Origin of the sequence: Oceanobacillus aidingensis (assembly GCF_042654105.1) — a bacterium.
Lineage (GTDB): Bacteria > Bacillota > Bacilli > Bacillales > Amphibacillaceae > Oceanobacillus > Oceanobacillus oncorhynchi.
Window position 1 is genome coordinate 246,204 of sequence record NZ_JBHSFT010000049.1, and the last position, 20,613, is coordinate 266,816.

General features: G+C 39.1%; 14 protein-coding genes and 1 tRNA gene. 11 read left to right on the forward strand and 4 right to left on the reverse strand.

Annotated elements, in window-relative coordinates; genetic code table 11:
• Window positions 1–15: 15 nt before the first annotated feature.
• Window positions 16–2,022: a S9 family peptidase gene (locus ACFO3P_RS20650; RefSeq protein WP_193062041.1), complete on the reverse strand. Its 2,007-nt coding sequence runs from the start codon at window positions 2,020–2,022 to the stop codon at window positions 16–18.
• A 201-nt stretch (window positions 2,023–2,223) separates the two neighbouring features.
• Between ACFO3P_RS20650 and ACFO3P_RS20655 the strand changes: the two genes are divergently transcribed.
• Window positions 2,224–2,979, forward strand: coding sequence for an STM3941 family protein (locus tag ACFO3P_RS20655; RefSeq protein WP_289584602.1), 756 nt, complete (start codon window positions 2,224–2,226; stop codon window positions 2,977–2,979).
• A gap of 379 nt (window positions 2,980–3,358) precedes the next feature.
• Entirely contained in the window at window positions 3,359–3,982 is a 624-nt protein-coding gene (locus ACFO3P_RS20660; protein WP_193062043.1) for a histidine phosphatase family protein, read from the forward strand.
• A gap of 289 nt (window positions 3,983–4,271) precedes the next feature.
• Here the strand turns inward: ACFO3P_RS20660 and dat are convergent, their stop codons facing one another.
• Window positions 4,272–5,144, reverse strand: a complete 873-nt coding sequence (dat, locus tag ACFO3P_RS20665; RefSeq protein ID WP_042533752.1) for a D-amino-acid transaminase — start codon at window positions 5,142–5,144, stop codon at window positions 4,272–4,274.
• Between the two features lie 250 nt (window positions 5,145–5,394).
• On the opposite strand from dat, the gene ACFO3P_RS20670 reads away from it, so the two are divergent.
• From ACFO3P_RS20670 to ACFO3P_RS20705, 8 genes are all read left to right on the forward strand, one after another.
• A tRNA-Gly gene (locus tag ACFO3P_RS20670) sits at window positions 5,395–5,468 on the forward strand.
• Between the two features lie 455 nt (window positions 5,469–5,923).
• A complete protein-coding gene (locus tag ACFO3P_RS20675) occupies window positions 5,924–7,624 on the forward strand; it encodes an ABC-ATPase domain-containing protein (protein WP_193062044.1) in 1,701 nt (566 codons plus the stop codon).
• Window positions 7,625–7,693: 69 nt separating this feature from the next.
• Complete coding sequence (gene queG / locus ACFO3P_RS20680) at window positions 7,694–8,830, forward strand: tRNA epoxyqueuosine(34) reductase QueG (RefSeq protein ID WP_042533755.1); 1,137 nt, start codon at window positions 7,694–7,696, stop codon at window positions 8,828–8,830.
• Between the two features lie 85 nt (window positions 8,831–8,915).
• Window positions 8,916–9,770 carry an amidase domain-containing protein gene (locus ACFO3P_RS20685; RefSeq protein WP_193062045.1) on the forward strand — a complete coding sequence of 285 codons (855 nt, stop codon included), beginning with the start codon at window positions 8,916–8,918 and terminating at the stop codon, window positions 9,768–9,770.
• A gap of 86 nt (window positions 9,771–9,856) precedes the next feature.
• The gene (locus ACFO3P_RS20690; protein WP_042533758.1) at window positions 9,857–10,330 is read left to right on the forward strand and encodes a tRNA (cytidine(34)-2'-O)-methyltransferase; all 474 of its coding nucleotides are present in this window, start codon (window positions 9,857–9,859) and stop codon (window positions 10,328–10,330) included.
• A 737-nt stretch (window positions 10,331–11,067) separates the two neighbouring features.
• Entirely contained in the window at window positions 11,068–13,938 is a 2,871-nt protein-coding gene (locus tag ACFO3P_RS20695; RefSeq protein ID WP_139089118.1) for a 2-oxoglutarate dehydrogenase E1 component, read from the forward strand.
• 1 nt (window position 13,939) lies between these two features.
• A complete protein-coding gene (gene odhB, locus ACFO3P_RS20700; protein WP_193062046.1) occupies window positions 13,940–15,214 on the forward strand; it encodes a 2-oxoglutarate dehydrogenase complex dihydrolipoyllysine-residue succinyltransferase in 1,275 nt (424 codons plus the stop codon).
• A 632-nt stretch (window positions 15,215–15,846) separates the two neighbouring features.
• Window positions 15,847–17,034 (forward strand): NupC/NupG family nucleoside CNT transporter, encoded by a 1,188-nt coding sequence (locus ACFO3P_RS20705; RefSeq protein ID WP_193062047.1) that lies wholly within the window; start codon window positions 15,847–15,849, stop codon window positions 17,032–17,034.
• Between the two features lie 72 nt (window positions 17,035–17,106).
• On the opposite strand, the gene ACFO3P_RS20710 is transcribed toward ACFO3P_RS20705, so the two are convergent.
• Window positions 17,107–18,456, reverse strand: coding sequence for an MATE family efflux transporter (locus tag ACFO3P_RS20710; RefSeq protein ID WP_193062361.1), 1,350 nt, complete (start codon window positions 18,454–18,456; stop codon window positions 17,107–17,109).
• A 103-nt stretch (window positions 18,457–18,559) separates the two neighbouring features.
• Between ACFO3P_RS20710 and ACFO3P_RS20715 the strand changes: the two genes are divergently transcribed.
• Window positions 18,560–19,642, forward strand: a complete 1,083-nt coding sequence (locus ACFO3P_RS20715; RefSeq protein ID WP_193062048.1) for an undecaprenyldiphospho-muramoylpentapeptide beta-N-acetylglucosaminyltransferase — start codon at window positions 18,560–18,562, stop codon at window positions 19,640–19,642.
• 70 nt (window positions 19,643–19,712) lie between these two features.
• Here ACFO3P_RS20715 and ACFO3P_RS20720 read toward each other — a convergent pair whose 3' ends face one another.
• Window positions 19,713–20,267: a beta-class carbonic anhydrase gene (locus ACFO3P_RS20720; protein WP_042533770.1), complete on the reverse strand. Its 555-nt coding sequence runs from the start codon at window positions 20,265–20,267 to the stop codon at window positions 19,713–19,715.
• Window positions 20,268–20,613: the final 346 nt, after the last annotated feature.

A 20,613-nucleotide genomic window follows, 5' to 3' on the forward strand; every position in this document is an offset into this window, starting at 1 on the left:
GAGTGAAGCTTCGTTTTACAAATATTTATTAAACCAGCGACAGATATTTTCCAGCCGGGCTGTACGCAGAGATGGATTGCCGCTTCGGCTTAATTCATGATTAGCATCCGGGAAACGGACGAATTCCACTTCTTTATTTAAATGCTTTAATGTGATAAACAATTGTTCTCCCTGTTCGATTGGACAGCGATAATCTTTTTCACCATGCAGGATAAGAAGCGGTGTCTCCACGTTTTCTGCATATTTCAACGGAGATATATCCCACAGTCCGGTTGGATCCTCTAATAAATTCACGCCGTGCTCCCACTTGGTAAAGAAGAAGCCGATATCACTGACTCCATAAAAGCTTAACCAATTGGAAATGGATCGTTGTGTCACTGCTGCTTTGAAACGGTTCGTATGACCGACAATCCAGTTCGTCATAAACCCGCCGTAGCTTCCGCCGGTCATACCCAAACGGTTTTCATCAATGAAGGAATACTGTTCTAAGCAATAATCGACCGCCTCCATCAGATCGCGATAATCTCCTTTGCCATAGTTCTCCCGCACCCCGTTAACAAATTCCTGTCCATACCCATGGCTGCCGCGCGGATTGGTATAAAGGACAACATATCCTTTCGCTGCAAGAAGCTGGAGTTCATGGAAGAAGGTTTGACCGTACATGGCATGCGGACCGCCGTGAACCTCCAGAACAAATGGATATTTCTTTCCCTCCTGAAAGCCGTAAGGGCGAAGCAGCCAGCCTTGAATTTCTAAGCCATCGCTTGATGTATAGGAGATTTCTTCTGGTTCACTTAAAGCTGCTTCATGAATAAAGGCTTTATTTACATCTGTCAGCTGCTTTAAGGTATTATCTGCATCCAGCTTATAAAAATTACAAGGATCTTTTGGTTTGCTGATTCCTAAAATAAAGCTGTCTGTCTCTGGATGATAAGAAAAGCCGAATACGTGATTATCATCGCTGTAACGTGTTTTTAAATTTCCTTCTAAATCTGTTTCATATAGATTGACAGCTCCAGCATCTGATCCAAGAAAATAAATGGATGCATTGTCATGTGACCAGACAGGACCAGTTTCCGAGCTGCCAAGACGCATGTCCGCGACCATTGTATCACCTGGCTGGATGCTCCAATCTCCAGAAAGCAATTTTCTTTCTTTGCTTTCTACATCGTATAGAAACAGCTTAGTGAGCGTTGCGCCTGCATATTCAAACTCATGCCCGCAAGCAATAATTTTTTTACTGTCTCTGGAGAATTTGGCGTCGTGGTAGCTGCCTTTACTGTCTGTTAATTTAGTTATTTCCTTTGACTGCAGCTCCAGTAAATATAAATCAGAAACCAGGGAAGCATCCGCATCTTCTTCAAAATTAGCTGCAAAGACAAGATGTTCGCCGTTCGGTGCAAGGTCAACCAAATGATGATCTGCCTCTTGGGTTGTAAGCTGATAAAATTTGTCTGCGTTTATATCATATTGGATGATTTGTACAGTGGATTGGTCATGGAATCCTCTGGCATCCGACTTGTACTTTAAACGGTCGACAATAAGCGGTTTTGTTTGTGCTTCCTTTTGTTTTGCCTTTTTTTCTTCGTTGCTTAACTCTTTTAAGGAAGCAATATCATCATCTTTTTCCAGAAAGGAGCAGAATATAATCGACTTTCCGTCGTTTGCCCAGACAGGGGAGGAGACGCCGTTTGGAAAAGTAGTAATCTGTTTTGCTTCCCCGCCGTCAACAGCTATTAGCCAAATCTGTGAAGCTCCGCTGCGGCTGGAAAGGAAGAAGGATTTATCCTTATTCGGAGAAACGCGGAACGTATGATTCCGATGATTGTCTGTAGTCCATTGCTTGTGAGAATCATCTTTCAAGTTATGTACATAAATCTGTGATTCATAGTCTTTATCTTCATTCACAGAGGTGATGACATAACTATATTTATTTTTTGAAATAAACTCCGGTTCACTAAGAACCTTAATATTCTGAAAATCGGTTGTGGTAACGGGTCTTTTTTCTGTTGATGCAGACATGTAATTCCTCCTCAATTTTTAAATGAATTTCATTCTATATGATTTTAGTTTAAACTATTTCGGAATGCGAATCAATGAGGATTAACTGTACAGGTGGGATTAGCTATAGAGCTTATTTGTATATTTTTTAAATGTATATCAAGTAAAATATGGTAAAATAAAGAATCAATAGAGTGATACGAAATTGATTCGGAGGTTATGATGTTGGGTACACAGGAAGTTTATTTATACGTATCAAAAGGGAAGAGTTTTTTAGCTCTTATTCTCTCTCTTACTTATTTTATACTGGGAATGGCGGTATGTATCTATTCTTTTAAGGAAGGGAATACGGTAGATGGTTATATTTTTACTATCCTTCCCTTGATTTTTGGGGGTTCCACACTTCTTGCGATTAAAATGCTTGTTGATTTAAAACCGTATCTCACGCTGACAAAGGATATGTTTATTATCAAACATCCATTAAAACGTGCGATTTTTATTCAATGGCAGGATATTAAAAGGTATCAAATATATAAACATCAATTTACCAGTTCGATAGAAATTTATTTAGCGGATAAAGAAGAATATAAAGCATTTCGAAAACGTTTAGTTGCAGGAAAGCTATTAGCCAAGCGTTTACAAATAGACGAGATTCCTCATATTATAAAAGTAAATTTTTTATTAAGCTTAATCAAGCGGAAGGATAGAGCAAAATTGCTGAAGGAACTGGACAGACGTGCGTTTGGAGCAGTAACAGATGAGCGTATGTTTGAAATAGCAGAGCACAGACAGCTGTTTGGAATAACGGCATCAGATACGGTGCCGTCGAAGATGCTTTCTTATCAAGTGGAAAAAGAAGCAATGAAAGTAGAACAACCTAGTAAAATAAAACGGAAATCCTTCTTGAAAATTATAGCAGTCAGCCTAGTAATAACGATTGTTATAGTCTTTCTTTTATATCAAATAATCGGGAAATGAATTGTCGGTGATTTTAGCATTTTGCTTATATTTTAAAGACTATAAAAAATGAGCGTGTTCGGTTGCGATCTTGTCATAGATATACATATACAGGAATAGGATAAAACTAATTTGGAAGTTATGACGATGGGTACATAGGAAGTCTATCTTTATCCTCAAAAGAGGATGTATGAAAAAGATAACATTTGAACTGAAATGACGGATGTTAGTTAAATACTATACTAATTATCTCTAAAAGGAAGAGTAGTTAAATACCTTTTACAAGAATTTCGATTTTAATAAAAAGATATTGTTGTTAATAAGGGAAATCAATATTAAACAAACTGCTCAGATTGGGAATTAAGTATAATTTAATTAAAATAAAAGCGGGGAGGACAAAATGAGCAATATTATCTTGATACAACATTGTCATTCGGAACATCATCTAAATAATATGTCGGGTGGTTGGACAGATACTCCTTTAACTGAAGCAGGAAAGGGTCAAGCGAAAAAAATTGGAGAAAAATTAAAAGAATTTGTGGAGAAAAATGCCTGTGTCTTGTATTCATCTGATCTATTAAGGGCGTTCCAAACAGCAGATATAGTTGGAGCAGAATTAAAATTAGACGTTATTCAGGAAAAAGGATTACGTGAAATAAACAGTGGTGTTGCTGCAGGGAAAACAAAGGATTGGACAAGAGCAAATAGAAATCCCAGAGCAAAAAGTGAATTTGATCTAGATTATCGGGAATTTCAAAGCGGTGAAACCTGGCGAGAATTTTATAGTCGGGTTTCCAATTGTATGGATAGGATATGTGAATTAGAAAATGAGAAAAGCATTTTAATTGTTTCACACGGAGGAACATTAGGGTACATACTAGCCTGGTGGTTGAAATTTGAACCAGAGATGATTGTTAATGCATACTTTTCTTCATCAGCAGGTGGTGTAACTGTTTTAAGCCAAAATAGTTTTCAGCAGAATGTAGTGAATAAATTTAATGATACCTCCCATCTGGAATATTAAGAAATCGGGCGTGATTGTGGAAAAAAGTAAAGAAGAGAAGGATATTATACATGACTAATATGTTTATCTTCTTATTTTTTACGGTTGGAGTCTTGATAATAAAAGAAATAACTTAATATCACCGCAAATTATATTCGATTAAAAAAGGAATCCATTATTTAAATGAACGCAGTGGGAAGAGTAATATGATTAACTAGTCGATGTGATGTAAGGCTGTCATTAGCAGGGTTTCCGGATATTTATATCAGGATAATAAAACTGCCGCCCATGGTCAAGGCGACAGTTTTCATTACACATTTTTAATTAACTTATCAGTAATTTTAGCATCCTGTTCATACGCTCTTTGCAGGGTACGGGTAATTTTTCCGGGTTCACCATTTCCGACAACTACATTGTCGAGCTGAATAACAGGCAGTACCTCTGATGTACTGCTGGATAAAAACATTTCATCTGCATGCTGGATATCTTCAATTTGGAAAGCCTCTTCAATCAGCGGAATATTTTCAGCTTTTAAAAAGCGCTCCACTGCCATTCGTACACATCCATGTAAAATATTATTAGTAGCTGGATGCGTGTATACTTTTCCGTCTTTTACGAGATAGATATTGGAAGAGCTGCATTCTGTTACCACGCCATCTCGATGCAGAATGGCTTCATAGCAATTATTTTCTTTTGCTGTCTGCTTTGCTAAAACGTTTGGCAGCAGATTTAAGCTTTTGATATAACAGTTTTCCCATCGGACATCACGCTGTGAGATGGTCTTTACCCCGTTCTCCAGAATCTTTTCATTTCTGGGCAGATCCTGAAGGTAAGCATAGATATTAGGTGTGACTTCATATGGAAAGGCATGATCCCGGGGAGCTGAGCCGCGTGTGATTTGCATATACACCTTTCCATCATTTTTCATATTATTTTTTTCCATTAATTGATGTAATAGGTCTGTCATCTTTTCTTTATGATAAGGGATCTTGATTTTGATGGCTTCGGCAGAACGGTACAGGCGATCCACATGTTCTTTCAGGAGATAATACTCTCCTTTATAAATCCGAATCACTTCATAAACGCCATCGCCAAACTGTAATCCTCTTTCTTCAAATGGGTAGCTGAGACTATCCTTATCTACAAATTCCGATTGGGTAAGAATAGTTGAATATACTGACATTTTAAAATTCTCCTCTCCGTGAAGCATAATAATAGTTTATTACGCGACCAGACGAATGTAAACAGATTATACGAGAAACATTTGGGCATTATAGAAGTATATGCACTGGTATTATAAATTATTCTTAGGTATATTTTCATTAAATATTAATTTTCGGTTAAGTTTTCATGAAAAAAATTAAATTTATTGTTGATTTTTATCGAATACGTTGCTATAATAAATTTTGTCGTTGAAAACAACTATAAATCATGCGGGTGTAGTTTAGTGGTAAAACCTCAGCCTTCCAAGCTGATGATGAGGGTTCGATTCCCTTCACCCGCTCCATACATATGTGATAACGCAGTGTTTCGTACTTAGTCTACGAAGTGTTGCGTTTTTATTTTGTAAAATATTTGTTTCCTCACCTATAAGAGGAAGTTCAAAAAATCCAATAAAAATGACACGTCGGGAAAAGGATCTTCTACTAAGAACGCCCACGTCGTGTGGGCAGCGCAGAAGCCACCGCATCCTGCGGAAGTGCGTTGACAAGCTATTTCCAATGGGACTGCGATTACTCGCCCCACCAAAACCGTTACTCACGTATTATAAAACAAAGAGGAACTTCTGTTAAAACCGTCCACGTCCTGTGGACAACACAGAAGTCACCACATCCTGTGGAAGTCCGTTTGGAAATAGCTCGTCGCCTTGAACTTCTTGGTCCTATTTACCGGACTTTTTGAACTTGCACTTTAAGTATAGTACCCTGTTTATAAAGAATAAAGCAGAATGGAGGAGCCAGGATGAAGCGTCTTGAAAATAATTTATTACAAATTGACCGAAAAAGCTACAAAGCATATAAACAAATTGCGGGAAGCTACACGTATCCGAGGTATACACTTTATATCGACTATGTTCAAGGAGACCCATTTGCCAGCCCTTCTAAAATAAGAATCGGGATTCCAGAGAAGGAACGGCATATAGCTGCTGAGTGGCTGGAAACAAAATCTCGACAGACAGCAGTAGAGGATGCGTTTGCGAGAGTGATTGATAAAGCAGTGTATCAAAATAAAACATTTATTAAAGGTTCTGGCAAAAGCGGCATGATTGCTTTTGATGGACCGGGCCAGGAGATATTAGAGCGGACAGCAGTACGTATTTCCGAGCAGGGATTAACGGTTTGTCTGTCTGCAGGTCTGCCGGCTAATGGACGATCCATTAATGGAAAGGAAGCAATCAAGTTATTCGATGAGGTAATTCCATCTATCATCGAGCATTCTGTTTTTCATATTCAGGATAAAACGATTCAGCAGGCGGTTCAATTAGCTGATCAGCAAGAGGCCATATGGCAAGCAATGAAAGAAAATAATTGGGTGAGCTTTATTGCCAATGGCTCTGTATTGCCAAGAAAAAGCGGCGTAAGTAATCTGCCTGCCAAAGGTGCGGTTGCTTTTCAAAGTCCGCAGGAGGATGAGGTAGAATTAAAGCTTCCTCATGGCAAAACAATAACAGGAATGGCGGTCAAGCAGGGAGTCACCTTGATTACCGGAGGCGGTTATCACGGGAAGAGTACACTGCTTCAAGCGATCGAACGCGGCGTTTATCCTCATTGCGAGGGAGATGGCCGGGAATTTATCTGTACAGACCCGAGTGCTGTCAAAATTCGGGCAGAAGATGGAAGGGAAATCTCATCGGTGAATATTTCTCCATTTATTTCTAACCTTCCGCATGGAAAAGATACAACTGCTTTTTCAACAAGTAATGCAAGCGGAAGTACTTCTCAGGCGGCAAACGTGATGGAAGCTTTAGAGATTGGAGCAGACACCCTGCTGATTGACGAGGATACCAGCGCAACCAATTTTATGATTCGCGACAGCCGCATGCAAAAACTGATTGATCATAAAAATGAACCAATCACCCCGTTTATACATCGTATCAGACAATTAGTCGATGAAGCAGATAAATCAGTTATTTTAGTAACTGGCGGCTCAGGAGAATATTTTGCCGTGGCAGATACGGTTATTCTTATGGAGGAATATAAGCCAAAGAATGTCACACAAAGAGCACAGGAAATTATAAAAGAAGATCCTATTGCCGATAGTAAGGTAGAGCAGACGAATTTCAAGAACGTAGAAAAGCGGCATCTGTCTGCTTCTACATTTCCGAAGCAGACAGATAAAAGGTTTAAAATCCAGGCTAAAGGCCAATTTCAAATTCTATTTGGAAAAGAACCCATTTCTTTTGCTTATACGGAACAGCTGGTAGATGCTTCGCAAACAAGAATGATTGCAGAGATTATCCAATATCTTTACCGGAATGAAAAGAAGCATTTTTCTTCGTTTGCAACATTGATCGATCAGATTGATAAAAAAATGGATCAAGGATTGGAAACTTTGACGAAAAGCAACGGGAAACATCCAGGAGATTTAGCCAGACCAAGGAAAAATGAAATTGCTGCGGTATTGAACCGGATGCGAAGAGCAAGATTTTTCATGGATGCATAACTGAAATCCCGGTCCGGATGTTTAAAGCGAGTTCATCAGGATAAGAAATAATAGAAGGGAGGCGGTATGGTGAAAGTAGAAGAGCTGAAAAAGGATATCCAGGCCTACGCGAAAACAATCGGTATCGATAAAATTGGTTTTGCAACGGCTGATATTTTTACAGAAATGAAAGAACGGTTAAGACGTCAGCAAGAACTAAAATACCAATCTGGTTTTGAAAAAGGGAGTATTGAGGAAAGAACGGAGCCCAGGCGGTTACTGCCGGAAGCGAAGTCTATCATCTCCATTGCCGTCGCCTATCCTTCGAGAATGGAAACAACACCGAGAGGGACAAAAGGAGACAGACGCGGCATTTTTGCCCGTGCTTCATGGGGGATTGACTACCATGTTGCCTTGCGGGAACGGCTGGATAAGCTGGGAGAGTATATAAAAGATAAAGTGCCGGATGCTGTTATCAAGTCAATGGTAGATACTGGGGAATTAAGCGACCGGGCTGTAGCTGAACGAGCCGGCATTGGCTTCAGCGGAAAAAATACCTCCATTATTACCAAGGAATATGGCTCGTTTGTTTATCTGGGAGAAATGCTGACTAATATTCCGTTTATCCCTGACTCGCCGGTAGAGGACGGCTGTGGTGATTGTACAATTTGTTTAGATGCCTGTCCTACAGGTGCTATTGTACAAGGAGGACAATTGAATGCGCAGCGCTGTATTGCGTTTTTAACCCAGACAAAGGATTTTCTGCCGGAGGAATTCCGTAATAAGATAGGAAATCGTTTATACGGATGTGATACGTGTCAGCAGGTATGTCCCTGGAACCGGGATAAAGATTCTCATTTCCACCAGGAATTAGAGCCAGAGCCAGAATTGGTTAAACCAAGACTTAAACCAATGCTTCATTTATCAAATCGGGAGTTTAAAGAAAAGTTCGGGCATATGTCCGGCTTTTGGAGAGGGAAAAAGCCGATTCAGCGTAATGTTATTTTAGCGTTGGGCCATTATAAAGAAGCATCCGCGGAAACTGATTTAATAGCTGTTATGGAAAACGATCCGCGGCCGGTTATTCGTGGTACTGCTGCCTGGTCATTAGGGAAGATAGGAACAGATGCTGCGAGAGAAGCGCTCTCTAAAGCCCTGGAAAAAGAGAATCATGAACAAGTACAATTTGAAATGGAAAATGCGCTGTCGGCCATGACAGTAAAGTAGAAGAAATACTCACGGCCATTCCAGCGGTTTCTAAGACCTAATTCGCCTCCTTTATGCATAAGCTGTGATGAGGAGGCGATTTTTTATGGGCGATATTACAACATATTGGCAGCAATTTTTCAAGGGCAGCAAGGAGGGCCAAGATTGGTGGCGTAAGAAGCAGAGACTTTGTAAGAAGCGAAAGGCGCAAATTGTGAAGATAAAAGGAAAAGGCCTCGTCTTCAGCAAACAGTCCTATGACACAACCAGAAGCACGCGATATGCGGTACACTTGGTATATTTAATGAAGCAGGACGATTTTTTTTATACGGAAGAGCAGGTCGTCCCTTATCAGCTTGTGAAACAATCGGATAGAGAAATCAGACATCAATCGATTGAAAAGCCTCCAGCGGAAAACGGCAGTAATCAGCCCCCTGTATTAAAACAAGGAAACCTCAAGGATAATAATCGTGAAATAGAATATAACCGGCTGGGAGCAGTGAAATATGCAGAGCGCTGGTGGAACAGCTATAATCCGGAATATCGTCGCTTTGAAGATGATTGCACGAATTACATTTCCCAATGTCTGCGGGCGGGAGGAGGCCCGATGTGGGGGGAGCCGGTCCGGGAGCGGGGCTGGTGGTATGGAAAAGATTCTTGGAGCTTCAGCTGGTCTGTGGCGCATTCGTTCAGATGGTATTTAAGCGGTTCAGAACGCGGAATCAGGGGAATCGAGATGCAAACACCGGAAGAATTAAATCCCGGAGATGTGATTTGCTATGATTTTGAAGGCGACGGTACATGGAATCATACAACGATTGTAGTAGCTAAAGATGCTGATAATATGCCGCTTGTCAATGCGCATACCGATAACAGCCGCAACCGTTATTGGTCTTATGAGGACTCGGCTGCCTGGACTCCGGAAATTGAATATAAGTTTTTTCGGATTGAGATAAGTTAGTGTATAATTGATTTTGGGATAGAAAGAAGAGAACCAGCTTTTAGGGATATCCACTTTTAGAATTTGCAATTGAAGGAGAATGAATGGTGAGTTTGCATGTAGTATTATTTGAACCAGAAATCCCGGCAAATACGGGGAATATCGGGAGAACATGTTTAGCGACCGGGACGACGTTACACCTTATCCGTCCGCTTGGCTTTTCAACAGACAGTAAAATGGTGCGTCGCGCCGGTTTGGATTACTGGGAGCATGTTGATGTTAAAGAATATGATTCCATCGATGAATTATATCAAACCTATCCGGCAGGGAGCTTTTACTATATAGAGAACTTTGGAACCAAATATTATACTGATTTTGATTTTTCCTCCGTGGAGCTGGATCAATTTTTTGTATTTGGAAAAGAGTCTACAGGGATCCCGCGGGAACTGCTGACAGATAAAGAAGATAAATGCCTGCGAATTCATATGAATGACGAGGTTCGTTCATTAAATCTGTCCAATACAGCTTCCATTATTATCTATGAAGCGTTAAGACAGCAGGGGTTTCCTGATTTACATTAAAAAAGATGTCTCCGCAAAATGGAGGCATCTTTTTTTGATTGTACATAAAGTGATTTCTATAAAGTTATTTTAAATCTTAAGTACGCTGATCTTCTTTTGGTACTCCCGGTTTTGCTTCGTAGCCAGCTGAAAAACAGGAAACAATAAATGTAACAGCAACTCCTAAAATCAATGCTAATTTCATGATAAGATTCCTCCTTTTATGTAGTGATGGTATCCAATTTAACATCATAAAGAAATGCGTTGTATTTTCATTTGGGTTATGGATACGCTTTTATCTTGCAGCAGCTGTATGTAAACATATCTCTTCTGTTATAGAAATTGTTGAAAGAAGAATGAAGAACTGCCTGCAAGCCTGAAGCATGTAACTGCCAATCTGCAGAAATCGGGATGCTCTGACAGAATGAAGTTTTGTTTACTAATTTGTCCTTATTATAACGGAAAAATCACTGGTTGTGAACTATTCCTATATTAATTTTAATTAAATGTATTTTTACCGGAAAATATGTGTTCAAAAGTCACTGAATTAATTGTTAGAAAAATATAAAAAAGGGACTGTTTTGATATATTTTTATGGAAGAATAGAAAATGTCGAATTATCCCAATAAATCGGTTCTGATTCCTTGTAACCTCCTTAAAAATCATGTATATTAGTTGGTGTAAAGAAATCAATAGGATTATTAATAATTTGAACCGTTTTCACGAACGGATTAGTTAATTCAATGGGGGTATCAGTCGTGCCAGGAAATGAAGAGTCTGCAGAAAAATTTTGGGGACAGTTTCACGGACCAAATGCGGGGTATTTAGAACAACAGTATGAATTGTACAAAGAAGATCCAGAACAAGTGGAATCTTCTATTAAAGCATTGTTTGATGCATATGGAGCGCCTGCTTGGATGACAGGGGCAGAAGTAGTCTTTCCTATCAGTGAACAAACAGCTTCCAATGGGAATATATCAGAAGATTTTGATGTGACGAAATTAACCTCAGCAATCAAACTTGTTGAGGCTATTCGGCGTTACGGTCATACAGATGCGGATATTTATTCTGTTGGCGGCTATAAAAGTGCTCCGTCCGTAATGCTTGATTTAAAGCATTACAATTTAACAGAAGAAGATTTGAAAAAAATCCCGGCCTCCTGGATCTGGGAACGGGAAAAAGAAGATGTTCAAACAGGTTTGGATGTTATTAACCTGCTGAAGAAATACTATACAGGAACTATTACGTTTGAGTATGACCATGTCAATAATGATGAAGAGCGGACCTGGCTGTTTGATTTGATTGAAGAAGGAAATGCAAGATTTGATCCTGATCAAGAGGACAGAAAGGATATTTTAAAGCGTTTATATGAAGTAGAGGGTTTTGAAAAATTCCTTCATAAAACATTTGTCGGCCAAAAGCGTTTTTCCATCGAAGGCTTAGAGTCAATGGTTCCGATGATCGACTATCTCGTAAAATATGCAAACGAAGATAACATTGAACATGTAATGATGGGAATGGCGCACCGCGGACGTTTAGCTGTGCTTGCGAATGTATTGAAAAAGCCATATGATAAGATTTTTTCCGAGTTTAATTATACAAGAGACAAGGAATTGATGCCGTCAGAAGGTTCTAAAGCAATTAACTATGGCTGGACCGGAGACGTAAAATATCATTTTGGAGCAGAAAAAGAAGTTATCCATGGAAGTAAAGTAAACACAAAAATTACACTTGCGCATAATCCGTCACACCTTGAATTTGTCAACCCGGTTGTGGAAGGATTTGCCCGTGCGGCACAGGATGAACGTGATGTAAGCGGTTATCCTGTTAGAGATACGAATAAAGCAATGCCGCTGATTATTCATGGGGATGCAGCCTTTATCGGGGAAGGTGTCGTTGCAGAAACGCTTAATTTAAGCGGATTGCCGGGGTATACAACAGGCGGAACTGTTCACCTGATTGCGAATAACCAGCTTGGTTATACAACAGACCGCGTAGACGGACGCTCTACACGCTATGCAAGTGATTTGGCTAAAGGTTTTGAAATTCCGATTATCCGGGTCAGTGCAGATGATCCGATTTCTTGTATTTCTGCAGTGAAAATAGCTTGTGAGTATCGTAAAAAATTCCATAAAGATGTTTTAATTGATTTAGTAGGTTATCGCCGTTATGGACATAATGAAATGGATGAGCCGAGAACGACACAGCCGCAATTGTACAGTGAAATCGATAATCATCCATCGGTATCTACCTTGTTCGCACGTGCGATGGAAGAAAGAAACCTATTGGAATCCGGCGGATTTGACGAAATTAAAAACGAGATTGATACAAAACTGTCTGATATTTACAAGGGCATGACAGAAACGGAAATAGGTGAGCCGCAGCCGAAGTCTATGCCGGAAGTATTATCTAATAGATTAGATCAATTTGAAACTGCAGTAGATTTAGAGACTTTAAAGGGAATCAATAAAGAACTTCTAAAACGTCCGGAAGGTTTTGAAGGCTTTAAGAAAACCGAAAGAATTCTGAAGCGCAGAGAAGATGCATTAGAAGAAGGAAACAAAGCTGACTGGGGAACCGGGGAAGCGTTAGCATTTGCCTCTATATTAAAAGATGGCACACCAATTCGATTAACAGGTCAGGATACAGAAAGAGGAACCTTTGCGCATCGCCATGTTGTCCTGCATGATGTGAATACAGGTGAAAAATATAGTCCGATGCATGGATTGTCAGATGTCAAAGCCTCCTTTGATGTTCGCAACAGTCCGCTATCAGAAACAGGAGTTTTAGGCTTTGAATATGGCTATAGTGTGTATTCTCCAAGCACACTTGTTATCTGGGAAGCACAATTCGGTGATTTTGCCAATGCGGGTCAGGTGATTATTGACCAATTTATTGCTTCAGCGAGAGCGAAATGGGATGAAAAATCAAATATGGTATTGCTGCTTCCTCATGGGTATGAAGGACAAGGGCCAGAGCATTCCAGTGCCCGCTTAGAACGTTATTTACAGATGGCTGCAGAGAATAACTGGATCGTAGCGAATGTTACTTCCTCAGCGCAGTTATTCCATCTGCTTCGTCGTCAGGCAGCAATGCGTTCCCGTCCAGAGGCACGTCCTTTGATTCTGATGACACCGAAAAGCAGTCTTATCAGAGATTATAAGATGGCTTCCAGTGCGGAAGAGTTTACGACCGGTGGATTTAAAACGTTGCGTGAACAACCATACTTTGATACAGATCCGAAAAAAGCGACACGTCTGTTATTGGGAAGCGGTAAAATAATGATTGATATTGAAGGGGAAATGGAAGAAGCAGAAGCGAACTGCGATTGGATTCGCGCCTTACGTGTAGAGCAAATCTATCCGTTCCCTAAAAAAGCAATTCAAGAAGAAATCCAAAAACTTCCTAACTTAAAAGAAATCGTCTGGGTGCAAGAAGAGCCAAAAAATATGGGTTCATGGGATTTTGTAGATGATTATTTAAGAGAGCTTCTTGAAGAGGATCAGGAATTACACGTTATCAGCAGACCGAAGCGTGCAGCACCAGCTGGAGGCATACCTACTGTGCATAAAACAGCGCATCAATATATTATTGACCAGGCATTGAACGAATTTGAAGGAGGAAAATAAAGTGCAAGAAATTAAAATACCTGAATTAGCGGAATCTATTACAGAAGGAACAATAGCAGAATGGCTTGTAAAAGAAGGCGATAAAGTAGAGAAAGGCGATGCAATTGTAGAGTTAGAGACGGATAAAGTAAACGTGGAAGTCAACTCAGAATTTTCTGGTGTTATCGCTGAAATTACCAGTAATGAGGGCGAGGATGTTTCTGTAGGAGATATCATCGGCAAATTAGATGAAAATGGCGAAGCGGGTGTATCTTCCGGCAAGGAAGAAAGTAAGACAGAAGAAGCTGATAAAAATGAAGAAGCTCCTAAAGAAGAGCCTAAACAGGAAGCTTCTGAGAAAAATAAGCAGGAAGCTGCACCTGAACAAAGTAATGGTGATGTGATTGCTTCTCCTGCAGCAAGAAAACGCGCTCGCGAACTGGGTATTGACTTAAGTGAAGTACAAACACGTGATCCGCTTGGCAGAGTTCGTCCAGACGATGTGAATGCTCATAATAATGCTCCTAAAAAAGAGTCTGCGCCATCGAAGCCGGCGAAAAAAGAAGAGCCTAAATCAGAGAAAACAGAGTTTGATAAGCCGGTAGAACGTGTTAAAATGACACGCCGCCGCCAAACAATTGCTAAAAACCTTGTAGAAGTACAGCATAATACAGCTATGTTAACTACATTTAATGAAGTAGATATGACTTCTGTAATGGAGCTTCGTAAGCAGCGAAAAGATAAATTCCTAGAGAAAAATGGTGTCAAGCTAGGGTTTATGTCTTTCTTTGCTAAAGCTGTAGTAGGAGCATTAAAAGAATTCCCGCTTCTGAATGCAGAAATCCAAGGCAATGAATTAGTCATTAAAAAATTCTATGATATCGGTATTGCCGTTTCTACAGATGATGGTCTTGTTGTTCCGGTTGTTCGTGACGCAGATCGCAAGGACTTTGCAGGAATTGAGCAGGATATCGTTGATTTAGGTACGAAAGCACGTGACAATAAATTGTCCTTAAATGACTTGCAAGGCGGTTCCTTTACAATTACAAATGGCGGTACATTTGGTTCTATGATGTCTACACCAATTTTAAATGCGCCGCAGGTTGGTATTTTGGGAATGCATAACATCATTAAGCGCCCAATCGCTATGCCGGATGATTCCATTGAAGTGCGTCCGATGATGTATATTGCATTATCCTATGATCACCGTATTGTAGATGGAAAAGAAGCCGTTCAATTCTTAGTTCGAATCAAGGAAATGCTTGAAGATCCATATGATTTATTGCTAGAAGGTTAAAAATGTAAAAGTCTTGATATGAGCTGATATGCTCGTATCAAGACTTTTTTTATAAGAGTAAGAAAGGGCTCTCGTTCTGAGGTCGGGGTTGGGACTGGGACTGGGAATGCGATTACTCGTTCCATCGAAAAGAGTCGCATCGGAAATCTTTTTGGCAAGAACACCGAAGTTTTAAAAATCAAGTGGTGTTCTTGTTTTTTTCTTATATGTCAAGAAAGTAAAATTAGCCTCTTCAGTAAATATCTAATTCAAACTCTGCTGAATCATAAAGAAACCAAAATAGTTCCGAATTTCGACAGGTGCAGACAAATTGAAGTTGTATTTTCTTAAGCAATTAGGAAATATTATATATGATTTATTTAACATGACACAAATAGAGTATTTATCCTAAATATTACAATTTATTTCTAATTTTTTTAATTATTAATTCTCTTTTCCAAGCATTGAAATTATTTTCAATTACTAATATGATAGTAATTGAATGGGAGTTCTTAATTAAATAATTACATTTATTTTTTTAGGGATTGCAATGTTTTGTATTGTTTTAATATGTAGATTTGAAACTTTTCCTGTAAATTTTTTATTATATATGATAAAGCGTTTACAGGAAATAATGTGGAGGAGGCGGTAATATGGACATTTTGTTGGGGATTTTGGCAGTTATCATTACACTCGGCCTAGCATTTTTAATGTCGAATGATAAGAAAAGAATCAACTTCTATGCCATTGGTATTATGTTAGTTATACAATTGCTTATTACATGGTTTATGTTTTCCACGCCAATTGGTGAAGACATTATCAGGTGGATTTCAAACTTATTCAATAAGTTAATTGAGTTCGGACAAGAAGGTATTGGATTTGTGTTAGGTGGATTTGAGTTGGCAGAGGGCGGCGTATTCTTCTTCAATGTGCTTCTCTTAATTATCTTTTTTGCAACCATTCTCTCCGTTCTTACTTATTTAAAAGTTCTTCCAATAATTATTAAGTATATTGGAGCTGTTATTTCCAAAATAACAGGGTTACCTCGAATTGAATCATTTAATGGTGTAAATAGTGTTTTCTTCGGTCAATCTGAGGCATTGATTGCAATACGCTCGCAATTTCACCATTTAAATGAAAATCGTTTATTTATTGTCTGTGCCTCGGCAATGAGTTCTGTATCAGCTTCTATCGTGGGATCGTATATTCAAATGCTGCCTCCAGAATATGTTTTGGTTGCTTTGCCGTTGAATATGTTCAGCTGCTTGATGATCGCTTCAATCATTGCCCCTGTAAACGTTCCAAAGGAAGAAGACAAAGTGGATATTTCGGACGTCAGTCAGGATAAAAGTATTTTCGAAGCAATGGGAAATGGTGCATTAGAAGGCGGGAAAATTGCACTGATTGTTGCTGCAATGTTAATTGCTTTTATTGCCTCATTAGAACTGGTTAACTGGATTATCCAAGCTGTTTTCGCTGGAATTACCCTGCAGGAAATTCTTGGTTATATTATTTCTCCACTAGGCGTACTAATGGGAATTGCGCCAGGTGAAGTTGTTCAAGCTGGATCGATTATGGGTACAAAAATTGTAACAAATGAATTTGTAGCAATGCTGGAATTACAACCATTGCTGGATCAGCTTTCTGAAAAAACAGTTGGTATTGTAACAGTATTCTTAACAAGCTTTGCTAACTTCTCTTCTATCGGTATTATCGCAGGTACTGTAAAAGGGATTGATAATGCCAAAGCTGTCATTGTTTCTAAATTTGGAATGAAGCTTTTGGCAGGGTCTATGCTGGTATCTATTCTTTCAGCAACCATCGTTGGACTATTCTTGTAGGAATAACATCAAAGCACCATGAATCAATCAAAATGATTCATGGTGCTTTTTATAATTCTTATTAAAACATTTTCAACCGCGCTTTGCTTTACGCTGAATGTGTAATAGTCGGAGCAGCAGAGCAATTGCGCCTGCACTTAAACCGACAATAATTCCAATCCAGTAGCCAAAGGCATCAAAATTGGTATAGTTGGCAAATAAAAATCCAACCGGCAAGCCGATAAGCCAATAAGAAATTAATGCGAGAATAAGGGTGACGTTCACATCCTTATATCCTCTTAAAGCTCCTTGGATAGGAGCGCCGATGGCATCTGCAAGCTGATAAAATATCGCAAACAGAATAAATTGTTTTGTTAAGGCAATCACTTCTGGGTTATTATGGTATAGCGCTGCAACGGCATCATCGAATACAAACAAAATAATGCCGATAAATAGAGCAATAATCATCCCGCCTGTAATTCCAAGATACGTATAGGTTCGTGCATCCTGAAAACGTTTCGCTCCTATTTCAAACCCGACTGCAATAGTAAGCGCCATTCCGACGCTTAACGGCAGCATGTATAATAATCCGGCAAAGTTCATTGCTGCCTGGTGGGCGGCAATTGTATTTGTATCATACACACTCATCATCATCGTTACCACAGAAAAAATACTTGTTTCAAAAAACATTGCCATTCCGATTGGCAGACCAATTTTTAATTGACTGAGCCAATAGGAAATCTGTGGTTTAAAGCGTACCTGAAAGACTTGATACGATGTAAATGGAGCAACCTTATGTATCATATATAAAGAAATGATACTGACTATCCAATAGGTAATACTCGTTGCAATTCCAGCGCCGATGCCGCCAAATGCCGGTATTCCCAGTTTGCCAAAAATAAAGATATAGTTCAAAAAGGCATTGATTGGCAGAGAAATTAAAATAATAATCATAGAAGCTCTCGTCTGTCCAAGCCCATCCATAAAGCTTCGGACCGTGTGAAAAATAAATAATGGCATAATACCCGCAGCAAGAAAAATTAAATAATATTTCGCCACATGATGTACATCCGGTTCCAGGCTCATCAGCTGTAATACAGGTTCTAAAACAAAAAAACCGGCAATGAGAATAATGAAGGATAAACCGACAGATAAATAAATACCCTGCTGAATTACCTGCGGAATATCTTTTTTCTCTTTGGCGCCAATAAGTTGAGAGATAATTGGAGTTATTGCGAGAACAATCCCATTTACAGCTGTTAAAATTGGTATCCAAAGGCTGGATCCGATTGCAACCCCTGCTAAATCAACGGCGCTGGCTTGTCCTGACATGACCGTATCAAAAAAATTCATCAGATTCATACTGACTTGGGTCACAAGGATTGGCAGCATAATGATAATAAAAAGTTTGATTTTTTGTCTTCGATTCGTTGTTTCGTACATCATTCATCTTCCTGACATTTCGTAATTCGGTTTTTCATTACATTAATAGGTGCATTGCCCATTATACGCTGATATAATAATCTGGGAAAGGATGAATTGATCCATGGAAAAAAGAAATAAAAAACGTATTTTATTTACTGGCGGCGGAACTGCCGGCCATGTCATTGTTAATTTAGCACTTATACCATATTATCAGGAGCAGGGTTATGAAGTAGACTACATCGGATCCTATGAAGGAATCGAACGAAATTTGATTGAAAAATTGGAGGGCGTGACCTATCATCCGGTATCTACCGGGAAACTGCGCCGCTATATGTCCAAAGAAAACTTTAAAGATCCGTTTAAGGTTTTAAAGGGAACGATACAGGCTTTTCGTATTTTAGGCAAGAGAAAGCCATCTGTTGTTTTTTCAAAAGGCGGATTTGTCTCTGTCCCGGTAGTTGCAGCAGCAAAATTAAGAGGCATCCCCTCAGTGATTCACGAATCTGATTTCACACCGGGACTTGCAAATAAGCTTTCTATTCCATTTACCAAAAAAGTATTGGCGACATTCCCGGAGACCATGCAATATCTTCCGGAGAAGAAGGCTGCTTATGTTGGAGCGGTGATTCGGGATGAATTATTTACAGGTGATAAAAAGGCAGGGTTAACATTTGCCCAGCTTTCAGGAGAAAAACCCGTGCTTTTGGTTATGGGGGGAAGCGGCGGATCGGAAAAAATTAATTCAACGATCCATGAGGCGTTGGATGATTTACTGACGCATTTTGAAATTATTCATATTTGCGGAAGCGGAAAAGTAGATTCAGCTCTTCATGCTCCAGGATATGCGCAATTTGAATACGTACATGAGGAACTAAAAGATATTTTCGCGGCTACGGATTTTGTTGTATCCCGTGCCGGCTCCAATGCGATTTTTGAATTTTTAGCTTTGCGAAAGCCGATGCTGTTAATCCCGCTTTCTCGCGGGGCAAGCAGGGGAGATCAGATTATTAATGCAAATTCTTTTAAAGAAAAGAAATATGCGAAGGTTGTTGAAGAGGAGACGTTAACAACAGAAAAGCTGATTCAAGAAGCGGCTGCACTAAAAAAAGCTGCGCCAGTCATGCTGGATGAAATGAAAAAATATAAGAGTGAAGAATCAAGAGATAAAGTTATTGAAATTATTCAATCGATTCAAAAGAAATAAGCTAATAGCATTTTTAATGTTTAAAAAGGGCCTGCTTCATAAAATGAGCGGGCCCTTTCTTTGTATTATTTTAGTCTTCTCTGGAAACGACGTCTAATTTTCCAGTTTCCGGGTCAATAACAAGCCCGTGAACCTTCACTTCTTTAGGAAGAAGCGGGTGATTGCGAATAATTCCTACACTTTGAGTCACAGAGTCCTCAATTTTCTCGAAACCATGGAATTCTTTATGAAGGTTAATACCAGAATGCTCCAGGGTATGTAACGTGTCTTCCGATATACCGCGGTCAAGCATAGTTTGTTGTAGCGCTTCTGTATCTACATTGGACATTCCGCAGCCATGATGACCGATAACAACAACTTCCTCTGCTTTTAAGCTGTAAATAGCCACTAATAAGCTTTTCATAATACTGTCAAATGGCTTCCGGATAATAGCTCCGGCATTTTTCACCATTTTCACATCACCGTTCCGGATATTCAGTGCTCTGGGAAGCAGTTCCACTAAACGTGTGTCCATGCAAGTAAAAATAACCATGCGTTTATTCGGGAACTTGTCCGTTGTATAAGCTTCGTAATCTTTGCTGTCTACAAATTTTTCGTTGAAATCTAAAAGTTGATCTAAATTCATATCTTTCATCTCCCTTAAATAAAAATAATAGCACGGAATTTATTATATGAAAATAAATAGGGTGAAAAAAATCGTGAGAAACATATAAAAAAATGCTTTCAAATAATATAATTTTATTAAAATTAAAAAAACAATTGACTTGGGAATTGTAGGAATATATAATAAAAAGGCATTCAATTTTCAAGTAAATAAAAAAGGAGGGAATCACAAAATGATGAATTTACAGTATCAAATCAACCAATCAAATCAAATACAACAGAATACAATTTTGTGGCCTCCAGTAAACGGGTTTGCTTTCTCTTAATTTTTTAAGGGAGAAGTGTTTGTATGGCCGCAGGTTTCCGTG